At 64.1% G+C, this 14,159-nt stretch carries 12 protein-coding genes; 3 read left to right on the top strand and 9 right to left on the bottom strand.

Going from position 1 to position 14,159, the window contains the following annotated elements:
* Positions 1–95 precede the first annotated feature (95 nt).
* The 9 genes from B2S33_RS12350 to edd form a co-directional block, all read right to left on the bottom strand.
* Complete coding sequence (locus B2S33_RS12350) at positions 96–1,250, bottom strand: ABC transporter ATP-binding protein (protein WP_288650376.1); 1,155 nt, start codon at positions 1,248–1,250, stop codon at positions 96–98.
* Positions 1,251–1,253: 3 nt separating this feature from the next.
* Positions 1,254–2,099, bottom strand: coding sequence for a carbohydrate ABC transporter permease (locus B2S33_RS12345; RefSeq protein WP_023533435.1), 846 nt, complete (start codon positions 2,097–2,099; stop codon positions 1,254–1,256).
* Positions 2,092–3,000, bottom strand: a complete 909-nt coding sequence (locus B2S33_RS12340) for a carbohydrate ABC transporter permease (RefSeq protein WP_023533407.1) — start codon at positions 2,998–3,000, stop codon at positions 2,092–2,094. The genes B2S33_RS12345 and B2S33_RS12340 overlap by 8 nt, the downstream gene beginning before the upstream one ends.
* Positions 3,001–3,230: 230 nt before the next feature.
* Entirely contained in the window at positions 3,231–4,517 is a 1,287-nt protein-coding gene (locus tag B2S33_RS12335; RefSeq protein WP_027913787.1) for an ABC transporter substrate-binding protein, read from the bottom strand.
* A 103-nt stretch (positions 4,518–4,620) separates the two neighbouring features.
* On the bottom strand, positions 4,621–5,871 hold the full coding sequence (locus tag B2S33_RS12330; RefSeq protein ID WP_280077966.1) for an AGE family epimerase/isomerase: 1,251 nt from the start codon (positions 5,869–5,871) through the stop codon (positions 4,621–4,623).
* Between the two features lie 141 nt (positions 5,872–6,012).
* Positions 6,013–7,467, bottom strand: coding sequence for an ATP-binding protein (locus B2S33_RS12325; RefSeq protein ID WP_027913785.1), 1,455 nt, complete (start codon positions 7,465–7,467; stop codon positions 6,013–6,015).
* Complete coding sequence (gene gltR, locus B2S33_RS12320) at positions 7,448–8,173, bottom strand: two-component system response regulator GltR (RefSeq protein ID WP_027913784.1); 726 nt, start codon at positions 8,171–8,173, stop codon at positions 7,448–7,450. Before gltR ends, B2S33_RS12325 begins: the two co-directional genes overlap by 20 nt.
* A 72-nt stretch (positions 8,174–8,245) precedes the next feature.
* A complete protein-coding gene (locus B2S33_RS12315) occupies positions 8,246–9,208 on the bottom strand; it encodes a glucokinase (protein ID WP_027913783.1) in 963 nt (320 codons plus the stop codon).
* Positions 9,205–11,031 (bottom strand): phosphogluconate dehydratase, encoded by a 1,827-nt coding sequence (gene edd, locus B2S33_RS12310; RefSeq protein WP_027913782.1) that lies wholly within the window; start codon positions 11,029–11,031, stop codon positions 9,205–9,207. Before edd ends, B2S33_RS12315 begins: the two co-directional genes overlap by 4 nt.
* A 262-nt stretch (positions 11,032–11,293) precedes the next feature.
* On the opposite strand from edd, the gene gap reads away from it, so the two are divergent.
* The 3 genes from gap to B2S33_RS12295 all read left to right on the top strand — a co-directional run bounded on the left by gap (position 11,294) and on the right by B2S33_RS12295 (position 14,044).
* Positions 11,294–12,295 (top strand): type I glyceraldehyde-3-phosphate dehydrogenase, encoded by a 1,002-nt coding sequence (gene gap, locus B2S33_RS12305; RefSeq protein ID WP_027913781.1) that lies wholly within the window; start codon positions 11,294–11,296, stop codon positions 12,293–12,295.
* Between the two features lie 185 nt (positions 12,296–12,480).
* Positions 12,481–12,996, top strand: coding sequence for an RNA polymerase sigma factor (locus tag B2S33_RS12300; RefSeq protein WP_288650374.1), 516 nt, complete (start codon positions 12,481–12,483; stop codon positions 12,994–12,996).
* Between the two features lie 79 nt (positions 12,997–13,075).
* On the top strand, positions 13,076–14,044 hold the full coding sequence (locus tag B2S33_RS12295; RefSeq protein WP_145280577.1) for a FecR family protein: 969 nt from the start codon (positions 13,076–13,078) through the stop codon (positions 14,042–14,044).
* The last annotated feature ends 115 nt before the right edge of the window (positions 14,045–14,159 follow it).

Below are 14,159 nucleotides of genomic sequence, written 5' to 3'. Positions count from 1 at the left end.
GCGGCGCAAGCAACGCCAGTGAGCCCCAGGTGGTAATACGATTGCGCTGTTCCATTGCGTTGCGTCCTCTTTTTCTTATTGATGGTGTAGACGATTCAACGGCCACCGAGGGCAGCCATGTTGTCCTTGACGGTATTGGCGATACGGGTTGCCTGTAGGCGCTCGCCGCTCTGGGCGTCGAACAGCAGCACCCGCGCCGGGTCGAACTGCAGGGCCAGGGTGTCGGCTACCTGGCAGGCCACGTCGGGGGCCAGTCGGCAGCACACCTTGGTCTGGTTGAGTGTCACGAACACCAGCATGTCCGGGCCGGTGGGCTCGGTGACCTGTACCTGGGCGCGAATGCTTGGCCCGCCGTTGCCACCCTCGGCGCCCAGGGCAATCTGCTCGGGACGAATGCCCAAGACGATTTCGCGCCCTTCCAGGCCCAGGTCGGCGCCGGGCAGGGGCAGCTCGCAGCGTGCCTGGCCACTGTCGAGTACCGCATGCACCTGACCGCCTTGTGCAACCAGCCGCGCCGGCACGAAGTTCATGGGCGGCGAGCCAATGAAGCTTGCGACGAACTGGTTGGCCGGGTCGTTGTAGATCTGCTGAGGCGTACCGAACTGCTGGATGATGCCGTCCTTCATGACAGCTACCTTGTCACCCAGGGTCATGGCCTCGATCTGATCATGGGTGACGTAGACGGTGGTGGTTTTCAGGCGCTGGTGCATCAGTTTCATTTCAGTGCGCATCTCGACCCGTAACTTGGCATCGAGGTTGGACAACGGTTCATCGAACAGGTAGATCTTCGGCCGGCGCGCCAGCGCCCTGCCCATGGCCACGCGCTGCTGCTGACCGCCAGACAGTTGCGCCGGCTTGCGCGCCAGGAGGTGCTCGATCTGCAGCAGCTTGGCCACCCGCGCCACCTCCTCGTCGATGGCGGCTTGGGGCATCTTGCGGATCTTCAGGCCAAATTCGATGTTCTCGCGCACGGTCATGGTCGGGTACAGCGCATAGGACTGGAACACCATGGCGATGTCACGGTCCTTGGGGCTCATGCCGCTGACGTCCTGCTGGTCGATCAGGATGGCGCCACCGGTGATCTGCTCAAGCCCGGCGATGCAGTTCATCAAGGTCGACTTGCCGCAGCCCGAAGGGCCGACCAGGATCAGGAACTCACCGTCCTTGATCGACAGCTGGATGTCCTTGAGGGTATCCGGCAGCCCGGCACCGTAGGTTTTGTTCACGTTGCGAAGTTCGAGCGTTGCCATGACTTACCCCTTAACCGCGCCGGCCGTGAGCCCGCGCACGAAATATTTGCCTGCCACCACGTACACCAGCAGGGTCGGCAGGCCGGCGATCATCGCGGCGGCCATGTCGACGTTGTACTCCTTGGCCCCGGTGCTGGTATTGACCAGGTTGTTCAAGGCCACCGTGATGGGCTGCGAGTCGCCACTGGAGAACACCACGCCGAACAGGAAGTCGTTCCAGATCTGGGTGAACTGCCAGATCAGGCAGACCATGATGATCGGCGTTGACATGGGCAGGATGATGCGCCTGAAGATGGTGAAGAACCCTGCCCCGTCCAGCCGTGCGGCCTTGACCAGGGCATCGGGAATGCTGACGTAGAAGTTGCGAAAGAACAGTGTGGTGAAGGCCAGGCCATAGACCACATGTACCAGCACCAGGCCGGTGGTGGTACTGGCCAACCCGAGCTTGCCCAGGGTGAACGAGGCCGGCAGCAGCACCGTCTGGAACGGCAGGAAGCAACCGAACAACAGCAGGCCGAAGAACAGCTGCGAGCCACGGAAGCGCCACATCGACAGCACATAGCCATTGAGCGCACCAATGGTGGTGGAAATCAGCACCGCGGGCACGGTGATCAAAATCGAGTTCCAGAAATAGCCGCTGACCGTGCCCCAGGCCTTGACCCAGCCAATGGCCGTGATCGCTGTCGGCCAGCTGAGCAGGTTGCCGGTACTGATGTCCTCGGGGGTTTTGAAACTGGTCAGCAGCATCACCACCAGTGGCACCAGGTACAGCACCACGGCGATCAGCAGCACGGCATGGATGGCGAGCCGGCTGGGGCTGAGCGCGGGTTTGTCGACAGGGCTATGCATGGCGTTTGCTCCGCAACTCTGAATACAGGTAAGGCACCAGGATGGCCAGGATCGCCCCCAGCATGAGGATGGCACTGGCCGAGCCCATGCCCATCTGCCCGCGGCTGAAGGTGAAGGCATACATGAACATCGCCGGCAGGTCAGACGAATAGCCGGGCCCGCCTGCCGTCATCGCAGCAACCAGGTCGAAGCTCTTGATGGCGATGTGCGAGAGGATCATCACCGAGCTGAAGAACACCGGGCGCAAGCTGGGCAGCACCACGCGCCAATAGATGCGCGGCAGGCTGGCACCGTCGATCTGGGCGGCGCGGATGATCGAGGGATCGACGCCCCGCAGGCCGGCGAGGAACATCGCCATGATGAAACCCGAGGCCTGCCACACGGCCGCGATCACCAGGCAGTACACCACCCGGTCCGGGTCCAGCAGCCAGTCCAGGCGAAAGCCCTCCCAGCCCCAGTCGCGCAGCAGCTTGTCCAGCCCCATGCCAGGGTTGAGCAACCACTTCCAGGCCGTGCCGGTAACGATCATCGACAGGGCCATGGGATACAGGTAAATGGTGCGGATGAACCCCTCGCGGCGAATGCGCTGGTCCAGCAGCACCGCCAGCAGCACGCCAATCGCCAGGCTGATGGTAATGAACAGCCCGCCGAACACCAGCAGGTTCTTGCTCGCCACCCACCAGCGGTCGTTGTCGAACAAACGCACGTACTGCGCCAGCCCTGCCCACTTGTAGGTAGGCAGGAACGTGGACGTGGTGAAGGACAGCACAAAGGTCCAGAGGATGTAGCCGTAGAAGCCCACCAGCACGATGAACATGCTCGGCGCCAGCACCAGCTTGGGCAGCCAGCGCTGTAGCGCATCCATGGGAGAAGCCCGCAGGCGGGCGGTGGTAGTGGTCATGGTTCACCTCGAAGGCGCTGCTGCGCAGGGCGCGCGGCAGCGACTGTCTTGCTCAGGTTTGAAGGTCGCCTTGGGCGCTGCGTGGCACCGGGGTGCGAGGCCGGTGGCCGCGCGAGACTGACGCAGCCACAGGTCGATGGGCCACGCAGCCTGCTTGTCACGCCGGGCCACGATGGCGCAGCGACCCGTCAGGCATCCCCGACACCGGGCCGCATTGGCCAGCCCGTGGGCTACTTGGCCGCTCGGATGGCGGCTGCCAGCTTCTTGGCCGCGTCTGCCGGGTCGGCCTTGGGGTCGTTGATGTAGTTGGTCACCACATCGAAGAAGGCGCCCTGCACGGCCAGCGTCGTGGCCATGTTGTGCGCCATGCTCGGCTGCAGGCCGCCGGTCTTGGCGTCGGCGAGGAAGTCCTTGGCCGAGGTCTGGGCGCACGCATCGAACCCATACTTGCCCATGTCGGCAAGCATGTCGTTGCGCACCGGGATCGAGCCTTTGTTGGTGCTGAACACCTTCTGGAACTCCTCACCCAGCACCTTGCGGGCGATGTCCTGCTGGCCGGCGGCTGTGCCCTCATCGTTCTGCTTGAACACCACCAGCGAATCGATGTTGTACAGGAAGGCCTTCTCGGTGCCAGGGAACGGCACGCACTGGTAGTCCTTGCCGGCGGTTTTCTTGGCCAAGGTCCACTCGCTCTTGGCCCAGTCGCCCATGATCTGCATACCGGCCTTGCCGTTGATGACCTTGGCAGCTTCCAGGTTCCAGTCCTGGCCTTTGCCATCGGGGTCCATGTACGTGGCGACCCGCTTGAGTTCGGTCAGGGCCTTGATCATGTCGGGCCCGGTCAGGGCATCGTTGTCCAGGTCGACCATGGCTTTCTTGTAGCCGTCGACACCCATCACCGACAGCACGACGCTTTCGAAGACGGTGCTGTCCTGCCACGGCTGGCCACCGTGGGCGAGCGGGATGATGCCTGCCGCCTTGAGCTTGTCGGCAGCGGCATAGAACTCATCGAGGGTGGCGGGCGCCTTGTCGATCCCGGCCTTCTTGAAGGCTTCAGGGTTGATCCACAGCCAGTTGGTGCGGTGGATGTTGACCGGAACGGCTACATAGTCGCCGTCGTATTTCACGGTGTCGGCGACTTTCTTGTCCAGCAGTGCATCCCACTTTTCCTGCTTGGCCACATCCTTGAGCACGTCGCTGTCGAGCAGGCCGGTTGCAGCCCAATCCTGGATGTCGGGGCCCTTGATCTGCGCGACGCCTGGCGGATTGCCAGCCACCGCTCGGCTTTTGAGCACGGTCATGGCAGTAGCGCCGCCGCCGCCGGCCACGGCGCCGTCCTTCCAGGTGAAACCGTCTTTCTCGACCTGGGCCTTGAGCACATCGACGGCCGCTTTTTCACCACCCGATGTCCACCAGTGCACCACTTCGACGGTGCCCTTGGCATCGGCAGCGTGCGCAGTCAGGGGGAACAGGGATGCCAGGGAGATCGCGGCAGCGAGACGAAGGTAGGAAGTCATTTCTACACCTTATTGTTGTTATGCCGTGCAAGTCGTGCGCTTGCGTTGCATGGAGTCTAAACAGCGTGCGCGCACCGCCAGGTAACGAAGCGATGCGCGAATGTCATCGTTTGGTTACATTCAGGGCCAACCCGCTCGCCAGGCTTCGTGCCAGCGGCAGGCCGGGTAGCAACAGGGCCTGGTAGGCATGGTACAGGTCGGGCTTACCGGGCCATATCGTGCCGGCAGGACGGTTGTCGGCATCGAGTTCGTGGTGCCAACTGCCGCCGTCAAGATCGATGAAATGCTCGGTGATGAAGTCCCAGCAGCGCCGATACCACTGCTCGAAGCGCGCCTGCCCCGTGCGCTGCAACAGGGCTGCTGCGCATGCGCAGGCTTCGGCGTGAACCCAATGCAGCCGGGCGCGTACCCGTGGCTGATCATCCCAGCCGAGGGTGTAGACGAAGCCAGGCTGGCCATCGACGCTCCACGCCTGTGCGCAGGCGGCGTCGAACAGGGCGCGGGCACTGTCGACCAGCCATGGCGGGGGCTGGTGCCCGCAGCGGGCCAGGCTGGCCTCCAGATGAAGCAGAAGCCGCGCCCACTCGAAGGCATGCCCAGGCGTCGTGCCGTAGGGTCGGAAGTGGTCGGCCGGGTGTGCTTGGTTGTAGTCCTTGAGCGGCCGCCAGAAGACGTCGAAGTGTTCCACCACTCGGTAGCCGTTGGCAGCCGCGTGGGCATGGATGATGCGCTCGGCAATGCGCAAGGCGCGGTGCAACCACACTGGGTTGCCGGTGACATCGGCCAGGGCCAGGAACGCCTCGGTCGCGTGCATGTTGCTGTTGGCGCCGCGGTAGGGCTCGGGCATCTGCCAGGCGCGGGCGTAGGCTTCGCGAAGCGCACCTTCCTCCTCGCTCCAGAAATGCCGCTCGATGATGTCGATGGCGTCGCTCAGCAAGGCCTCAGCATCATCGACGCCCGCCACCACGGCGGAGCTGGCGGACAGGGCGACGAACGCATGCAGGTACGCATCCTTGCCACTGTCCTGACGGCCGCCCGCCTGGGCAAACCAGCCGCCGTAGCGCGCATCCTTCAGGGGGCCGCGCAGGGCACTCACACCGTGGGCAGCCAGCCCTAGGTGGCCCGGCAGGCCTTGAAGGTGAGCCAGGGCGAAACAGTGGGTCATGCGGGCAGTGGTCAGGGTCTGGGCGCTTGCATCAAGGGCAAGCCTGCCTGCCGCATCCAGGTCACCAAACCCTTCTGCGAGCCGTGCAGCCCTGGCGAAGGCCAGCAACCGCTGCCCCTCGGCCAGCCGCCATGCAGAGTGCCCCGGAGCTTGGAGCCAGGACACCTGTGAAGAAAGATTATTGTTCATCGCCAGCGAGGTCCTTGCCAGTCGTGTGCCGATTCTAGCCAGCCAGGCCACGTGGGGTGTCACGAACGCGGGCATGATTGTCACGTGCCCGTGACATTTGGCCCTCTGCGCGCAGGTGCACGTTCAACGCGTACAGGTGCGTCAGTCCACGCCCCGTGGCAGGTACAAGGTCACCCGCAAGCCGCCTTCGCGCAGATTGAGCAGGCTGACCTCGCCACCGTGGCTGTGGGCGATGTTGCGGGCAATGCCCAACCCCAGCCCATAGCCTTGCTGATGACCGGCCAGCCGCACATGGGGTTCGAACACCTGCTCCATCTGCTGTTGCGGCACCCCAGGCCCCTGATCATCGACCTGCAGGACGAAGCCTGCCGCACCGTCGATGATACGCAGCCGCGCCCGCTCGCCGTACTTGATGGCGTTGTCGATCAGGTTGCCGATGCAGCGCCGCAATGCCAGTGGCTTGCCCGGATACGGCGCCAGGGCATGCCCTTCGAGTATGATCCTACCGTCTCGCAGGTACGGCTCGGCCAGCAGTTCGAGGATATGATTGAGGTCCACCGGCTCGATGTTCTCGTGAATGTCGGTGTCCTTCACGCATTGCAGCGCGCCCTTTACCAGCAATTCCAGTTCGTCCAGGTCCTGGCTGAACTTGGCTTGCAGGTGCTCGTCTTCAAGCAGTTCGACACGCAGGCGAAGCCGGGTGATGGGCGTACGCAGGTCGTGGGAGATGGCGCTGAACAATTGGCTACGCTCGGTGAGGTAACGGCTGATCCGCTCGCGCATGCTGTTGAAGGCCCGGCCCACCTCCACCACCTCGCTGCCGCCGCCTTCGGCCACAGGCGCAACATCGGCGCCCAGTGACAGCTCCCGCGCTGCACGGGCCAGGCGCTTGAGCGGCCAGCTCTGCCATTGCACCAGCAGCCCGATGAACAGCAACAACAATGCCGTAGTCAGGACGATGAAGCCGATCTGCTGGCGCGGCAGACGCTCGGCTTCCAGGCTGGTATAGGGCTCGGGCAACAACGAGGCGATGTACAGCCATTCGCCTTCGGCCAGACGAATCTGGGTGACCAGTACCGGCGGATTGAGCGGTTCGAGGGTGAGCGAATAATGGGCCCATGACCTTGGCAGCTCGTCGAGCTTGAGCCCGCTGTTGAAGATGCGCAGTTCATCGGGGTCGACGAATTCGACGGAAATGTCCATCTGCGGCCCTAGACGCTCATGCAGCACTTGCTGGAACACCTCCATCACTGCCTGCTTGCGCGGCGTGACAGGCAGCATCTGCATGTCCAGCGGCTTGGCGTTCAGCGAAACGAAAAACCGCGTGCCTCCCATGCTGCGCAACTGGTCGAGCACCATTGGCCGGTAAGCAACGGGCAGCGAGCGAAAGTAACTGACGCTGGCGCTCATCGAGTGGGCCAGGCTGCTGGCACTGGCACGCAGCCCTTGCAACTGGCTGGCGCGCAGCTGGGCCACCCAGATGATGCTCGACAGCCCTTGGGCCAGCAGAACCACCAGCAAGGTCAGCAGCAGCATGCGCCCCAGCAGCGAACGTGGCAGCAGGCGCCACCGCCGCTCAGGGTGCAGTGCAGACATGGGTCGCCAGCAGGTAGCCGCTGCCACGCACGGTGCGGATCAGCCGGGGTGGCTTCTCGGTGTCGCGCAAGCGCTGGCGCAGACGGCTGACGGCCATGTCCACGATGCGGTCCAGTGGCATCGGCTCTCGCCCTCGCGTGGCGTTGCCGATGGTGTCGCGGTCGAGGATCTGCTGGGGGTGGTCCAGAAACAGCTTGAGCAGCGCAAAGTCCGCGCCCGAGAGAATCACCTCCTCTCCGTCGCGGTGGAACAGGCGATGGCTGACCGTGTCGAGCCGCCAATCGTCGAATGCCAGCACCGCCCCACCCGGCGCTGCTTGCCCGAACTCGGCGCGGCGCAGCAAGGCTTTGATGCGGGCCTGTAGTTCACGCGGGCTGAACGGCTTGCCCAGGTAATCATCGGCGCCAAGCTCGAGCCCGATGACCCGATCGGTCTCGTCCGAGCTTGCCGTCAACATGATGATGGGCACCCGCGCATGGCGCGGGTGCTGGCGTACCCATCGGCACAGGCTGAAACCGTCCTCGTCCGGCAGCATGACGTCCAGGATAACCAGGTCACAAGCGGTGGTGTCCAGGGCATGACGAAACCCGGCGCCATCGGCCTGGGCATTGACCTGAAAGCCCGAGCGGCTGAGGTAGGTTTGCAACAGTTCGCGAATTTCCTGATCGTCGTCGACCATCAGGATGGATTTGCCGGCAGTGCTCAAGGGGGATGTCCTTTTGTGGTGGCGGGTCTTGTTGCCCGCTGACCTGTGTCGCCTTGCAGGGAGCCCAGGCGCCTAGCCCTGATCCAGCGCTTGCTGCAAGGCCACGCCAGCGCCCAGCAGCCCGGAAAACTCGGCAGTCACCAGCCATACGGGCACGCCTTGGAAGTAACCGCTCATGCAGCCTTTGTCGCCGAAACTGTCGGCGAAACCGCTGCGCAGGAACAGCTCGGCAAAGCGTGGGATCACGCCGCCGACGATATATACTCCACCACGCGCGCCCAGGGTAAGCACGTTGTTGCCCGCCACGCGTCCCAGGAACCGGCAGAATTGCTCGATCACCGCCCGCGCCCGCGGCTCGCCACCCAGGGCCGCATCGGTGATCTGCGCCGGCGAAGTGTGTCGCGGATTTTCACCATCCAGGGCGCAAATGGCCTGGTACAGGCGCACCAGCCCGCCGCCGCTGAGCACCGTCTCGGCACTGACATGGCCGATCTGGCCATGGATGTACTGATGGATCGCCGCCTCTCGGGCATTGCCCACCGGCAGGTCGACGTGCCCGCCTTCGCCTGGCAAGGCATGCCAGTGCTTGCCCCCCAGGCGCAACAGCGAGCCGACACCCAGGCCTGTACCGGGTCCGATGACCAGCGCCGGGCGCAGCGGATCGGCCTGACCTGGGCAGACTTCTCGACACTCACCCTCGCGCAGGCGGGTCATGCCAAGGGCCATGGCGGTGAAATCGTTGATCAGCAACAGGTGCCCGATCTGTAAGCGTTGGCAAAAGGCGGTCCGGCTCAGGCGCCAATGGTTGTTGGTGAAGCGAAACTCATCGCCATCGACCGGGCCGGCCACCGCCAGGCAAGCAGCGGCTACGCCACCCCGCGGTATGGCCAGGGCTTCAAAATACGCTTCGATGGCCTGTTCCGGGCTTGTGTAGTCCTCGGTGGCGAATACCTTCACCTCGTGCAGCTGGTTGTCACGCCATAACGCAAAACGGGCATTGGTGCCGCCGATGTCGCCAACCAGCAGGTCATTCATTTCAGGTTCTCCAGGGCAGAGGTAAAGGCGCTGGCGCCCTGCTCTGCCGGGCTGAACGCCATGCGCATGAAGCCGAACAGCTCGCGCCCGCAGCCCAGGTCATTGCCCTGGGGCGCGGTCGCCAGGTCACGCAGGGCCAGCTCGTCGGCCGATACCATTACCCGCAATGTACCTTCAGCGCCATCGACCCGCACGATATCACCATCGCGCAGCCGTGCCAGCGGGCCGCCGTCATAAGCTTCGGGGCACACGTGAATGGCGGCGGGGATCTTGCCCGATGCACCGGACATGCGCCCATCGGTCACCAGGGCTACCTTGTACCCGCGATCCTGCAGCACGCCAAGGAACGGGGTGAGTTTGTGCAGCTCCGGCATGCCGTTGCAGCGCGGGCCCTGGAAGCGCACCACTGCGACGAAGTCCCGCTCCAGCTCGCCTGCCTTGAAGGCGTCGGCCAATGACTGCTGATCGTGAAAGATGCGCGCCGGCGCCTCGACCACGCGGTGCTCTGGAGCCACGGCGGAGACTTTCATCACGCCACGCCCCAGGTTGCCTTCCATCACCCGCAACCCGCCTTCGGCGGAGAACGGCCGCGCCACGGGCCGCAGGATGCTTTCGTCCAGGCTCTGCTGTGGCCCTTCGCGCCAGACCAGCTTGCCGTCCTCCAGGAACGGCTCCTGGGTGTAGCGACGCAGGCCAGGGCCGGCGACGGTGTTGACGTCCTCGTGCAGCAAACCGGCATCGAGCAGCTCGCGGATCAGGAACGCCATGCCGCCGGCTGCCTGGAAGTGGTTGATGTCGGCCTTGCCGTTGGGGTAGACGTGGGACAGGGTCGGTACCACTTCGGACAGGTCGGCCATGTCCTGCCAGGTCAGCTGGATACCGGCGGCCTGGGCTATGGCCGGAATGTGCAGGGTATGGTTGGTGGAACCGCCTGTGGCATGCAGGGCCACGATCGAGTTGACCAGCGCCTTCTCGTCGACGATTTCGCCCAGGGGCATGAAGGTGCCGCTGGCCTTGGTCATGCGCGTGACCTGTTGCGCCGCCTCGGCGGTCAGCGCGTCGCGCAGCGGCGTGTAGGGGTTGACGAAAGAAGCACCCGGTAGGTGCAGCCCCATCACTTCCATCACCAGCTGGTTGGTGTTGGCCGTGCCGTAGAAGGTGCAGGTGCCAGGGCCGTGGTAGGACTGCATTTCCGATTCCAGCAGTTCCTCTCGGCTGGCCTTGCCTTCGGCATAACGCTGGCGCACATCGGCTTTCTGCTTGTTGGAAATACCCGAGACCATCGGCCCGCCCGGTACGAACACCGTGGGCAAGTGACCAAAGCGCAAGGCCCCCATCATCAGGCCCGGCACGATCTTGTCGCAGATGCCCAGCATCAGGGCCGCGTCGAACATGTTGTGGGACAACGCCACGGCAGTGGACATGGCGATCACTTCACGGCTGGCGATGGCCAGTTCCATGCCCGGCTCGCCCTGGGTGACGCCATCGCACATGGCCGGCACACCGCCGGCGAACTGGCCTACCGAGCCGACTTCGCGCAGGGCCTGCTTGATCTGTTCGGGAAAATGCAGGTAGGGCTGGTGGGCCGACAACATGTCGTTGTAGGCCGAGACGATGGCCACGTTGGCGGCATTCATCAGGCGCAGGGTCTGTTTGTCCTCGCTGCCGCAACCGGCCACGCCATGGGCGAAGTTGGCGCATTGCAGGCTGGCACGCATCGGGCCCTCGCTGGCGGCCCCGCGGATCAGCTGCAGGTAGCGTTCGCGGGTGGCGCGGCTACGCTCGACCAGCCGTTGGGTGACCTCAAGGATGCGCGGGTGCATGTACTGGACTCCAGGCTAATTGTAAGGGCGGTTTACCAAGTGATCGTGCCCGGCCGATTGCCGCCTAGGCTCAAAGGACAGGCGCGCACTGCTTCGGTAGGCTCACGATCGAACCGCTCGTTGTAGGTTTAAACAAAATACTGCCACTAAAAAGGCTTGTTTTCTATCTGCAACTGAATAATCTTGTAATTCCAACAACAAAACCGTTTCAGTGAAGCACCTTTGTGCCACAGGTTTGACTCGGACTGCCAGAGGTATCGCCATGACCCTTCGCATCGCCATCAACGGATTCGGCCGCATCGGGCGCAATGTCCTGCGCGCACTCTATACCCAGGGCTACCGCCAGGACATGCAGGTCGTCGCCATCAACGACCTGGGCGACAGCACCATGAACGCCCACTTGCTCAAGTACGACAGCGTGCACGGCACCTTCGAGGCCAGCGTCGAAGCCGACCACGAAAGCCTGACCGTCAACGGCGACCGCATCGCGGTGAGCGCCATTCGCAACCCGGCCGAACTGCCCTGGAAAGCCCTGGCGATCGATGTGGTCTTCGAATGCACGGGGCTGTTCACCGAGCGCGACAAGGCCGCTGCGCACATCGCTGCCGGCGCGGGCAAGGTGATCGTCTCGGCGCCGGCCAAGGGCGCTGATGCCACCGTGGTGTATGGCGTCAACCACGACGTGCTGCGCGCCTCGCATCAGGTCATTTCCAACGCCTCCTGCACCACCAACTGCCTGGCGCCCATCGCCCAGGTGCTGCACCGCGAGTTCGGTATCGAGCAAGGCCTGATGACCACCATCCATGCCTACACCAACGACCAGGTGCTGACCGACGTGTACCACAGCGACCCCTACCGCGCCCGTTCGGCCACCCAGTCGATGATCCCCAGCAAGACTGGCGCCGCCGAGGCCGTGGGCCTGGTACTGCCGGAGCTGGCCGGCAAGCTGACCGGCATGGCCGTGCGGGTACCGGTGATCAACGTGTCGCTGGTGGACCTCACCGTCAACCTCAAGCGCGAAGCCACGGCCGAACAGGTCAACCAGCTGTTCCTCGAGGCCAGCAAGCATTCGCGAGTATTGGGCTATAACGCCCTGCCCCTGGTCTCGTGCGACTTCAACCACAACCCGCTGTCGTCGATCTTCGATGCCAACCACACACGGGCCAATGGGCGCATGCTCAAGGTGCTGGCCTGGTACGACAACGAGTGGGGCTTCTCCAACCGCATGCTGGACAACTGCCTGGCGCTCTGCCGCGCTCAGTAACGGCTGTGCCAGCACGCCCTGACAACTGGTAACAGGTGCTGGGGCATCGAGCTCGTATCGCCGTAGCCGCTCTGCGGCACCGGCGATACTCGCGGCGCCGTTACGATTTGCCTACATTTCGCAGCTTGACCTCAAGCACGGATGATAAGCATTATCATTGGCCGCTTGTCAGGTCAGGTCGCTCCGTGAGTCAGTCCCGGTTCAATTCCGTATTCCTCAGCCAGAGGCCCATCTTGCTCCGCACGCTCCAGCGCATGGTAGGCAACCGTTGCACGGCCGAAGACCTGCTTCAGGAAACCTACTTGCGCGTCTCACGCGCACTGGGCGAGCGTTCGGTCCAGCACATCGAACCCTTCGTCTTTCAGACCGCCCGCAACCTTGCGCTCGACCACTTGCGTGCCCGCCGGGTACAGGCCCGAACCCTGGTCGACGACGTGGCTGACGAGGTAGTGAACAATGTCGCCGTGCTCGCCAGCAGCAACGAGGATGCTGCACATGCCCAGCAACTGCTGCGCCACCTGAGCGAAAGCCTGAAGCAACTGACGCCACGCCAGCAAAGGATCTTCACGCTAAGCCGGCTGCACGGCGCCACCTCTCTCGAAATCGCCCAGCAGCTGGGGGTTTCTGCGAGCACGGTGCAAAAGGAGCTGAAGTTGATCATGGGTATCTGCCTGGGTGTCGCCCATCGCCTGGACGCCTGACGGGCCGCCGCGATGAGGCCCGCTTGCCACATCGCGCCAGCGCCCTGATCATCTGCGCACGCCCGCTCAAGGACTCACCGTGACCGACAGCCCCGAACATCGCCCGTCACCAACCAGGCCCAATGCGCGTCGTCGTGCCACGGACGAGGCTTTGGCGTGGCTGGTCCGTCTTGAAACCGCCGAGCCCGCCGACCACCTCGCATTCGAAACCTGGCTGCAAGCCGCTCCCGAAAATGCCGAAGCGTTCGTGCAAGCCGAGGCATTGTGGAACGGCGCAGCGCTCAAGCAGGCCGCTGCACAGCTGCAGGGCTACCCATCGCGCCCTCGCGCAGGTCGCCTGCGTCGCCAGTGGAAACCGCTGGCCACCGCTGCCGCGCTGCTGGTAGGCCTGTTCACGTTCGGCAACGTGCCAGTGCGCCTGCAGGCTGATCACCTGACGGTCGCGGGGGAACGCCACCGGGTGAACCTTCAGGACGATGCCCGGGTGCTGCTCAATACCCAGTCAGCGTTTGCCAGCGAGCGCAATGACGGGCGGCAGGTCGCCCGCCTGCTGCAAGGCGAGGCATACTTCCAGGTGCCCAAGGGCGCGCCGGTACCGCTCGAAGTGCAAGCCGGCCCTCTGCGCGCCCAGGCACGCGACACCGATTTTGCCGTGCGCCTGCTCGATGGCCAGGCTTGGGTCAAGGTGCAACGCGGCGACGTCGACGTCGACGTGCAAGGGGGCCGCGTCCAACGCATCCGTTTGCAGGCCGGTCAGAGCATTCGCGTCGGGCCCGACGGGCTCGGTGCACGCAGGCAACTGGACATGCGCAAGGACCTGGCCTGGGTCGATGGGCGCCTGGTCTTCGAAAATTGCCCCTTGAGCCAGGTGCTGGCCGAGCTGCGCCGCTATTACCCCGGCTGGATCATCAATCGCAATGAACGGCTGGAGAACATCGCCGTCACCGGCAACTACCGCCTTGACCAGCCGCTTGAGGCGCTACGTGCATTGGCCCATATCACCTCGGCACAACTGCATGAGTATCCAGCGCTGGTCATCCTGAACTGATGCGCCTGCCTTGACCGCTACCAGCCCACCCGCGGCAGCGCCGTATGCCCTGCTGGGCGCCTGGGATTTATTTTTACGCGATACCCCCTCCCTGTCCGTCTCGTCATAGCCAATG

Origin of the sequence: Pseudomonas sp. UBA5568, from assembly GCF_002425525.1 — a bacterium.
GTDB classification, from domain to species: domain Bacteria; phylum Pseudomonadota; class Gammaproteobacteria; order Pseudomonadales; family Pseudomonadaceae; genus Aquipseudomonas; species Aquipseudomonas fulva.
Note: the sequence above shows the minus strand (reverse complement) of the source record. Positions and strands in the feature narration are given on the sequence as shown.

Coding starts and splice junctions, on each gene's coding strand:
- B2S33_RS12325 (WP_027913785.1), bottom strand. CDS start 7,467: ATGTCTGCACTGCACCCTGAGCGGCGGTGGCGCCTGCTGCCACGTTCG.
- B2S33_RS12335 (WP_027913787.1), bottom strand. CDS start 4,517: ATGACTTCCTACCTTCGTCTCGCTGCCGCGATCTCCCTGGCATCCCTG.
- gap (WP_027913781.1), top strand. CDS start 11,294: ATGACCCTTCGCATCGCCATCAACGGATTCGGCCGCATCGGGCGCAAT.
- B2S33_RS12350 (WP_288650376.1), bottom strand. CDS start 1,250: ATGGCAACGCTCGAACTTCGCAACGTGAACAAAACCTACGGTGCCGGG.
- B2S33_RS12340 (WP_023533407.1), bottom strand. CDS start 3,000: ATGACCACTACCACCGCCCGCCTGCGGGCTTCTCCCATGGATGCGCTA.
- B2S33_RS12330 (WP_280077966.1), bottom strand. CDS start 5,871: ATGAACAATAATCTTTCTTCACAGGTGTCCTGGCTCCAAGCTCCGGGG.
- edd (WP_027913782.1), bottom strand. CDS start 11,031: ATGCACCCGCGCATCCTTGAGGTCACCCAACGGCTGGTCGAGCGTAGC.
- B2S33_RS12315 (WP_027913783.1), bottom strand. CDS start 9,208: ATGAATGACCTGCTGGTTGGCGACATCGGCGGCACCAATGCCCGTTTT.
- B2S33_RS12345 (WP_023533435.1), bottom strand. CDS start 2,099: ATGCATAGCCCTGTCGACAAACCCGCGCTCAGCCCCAGCCGGCTCGCC.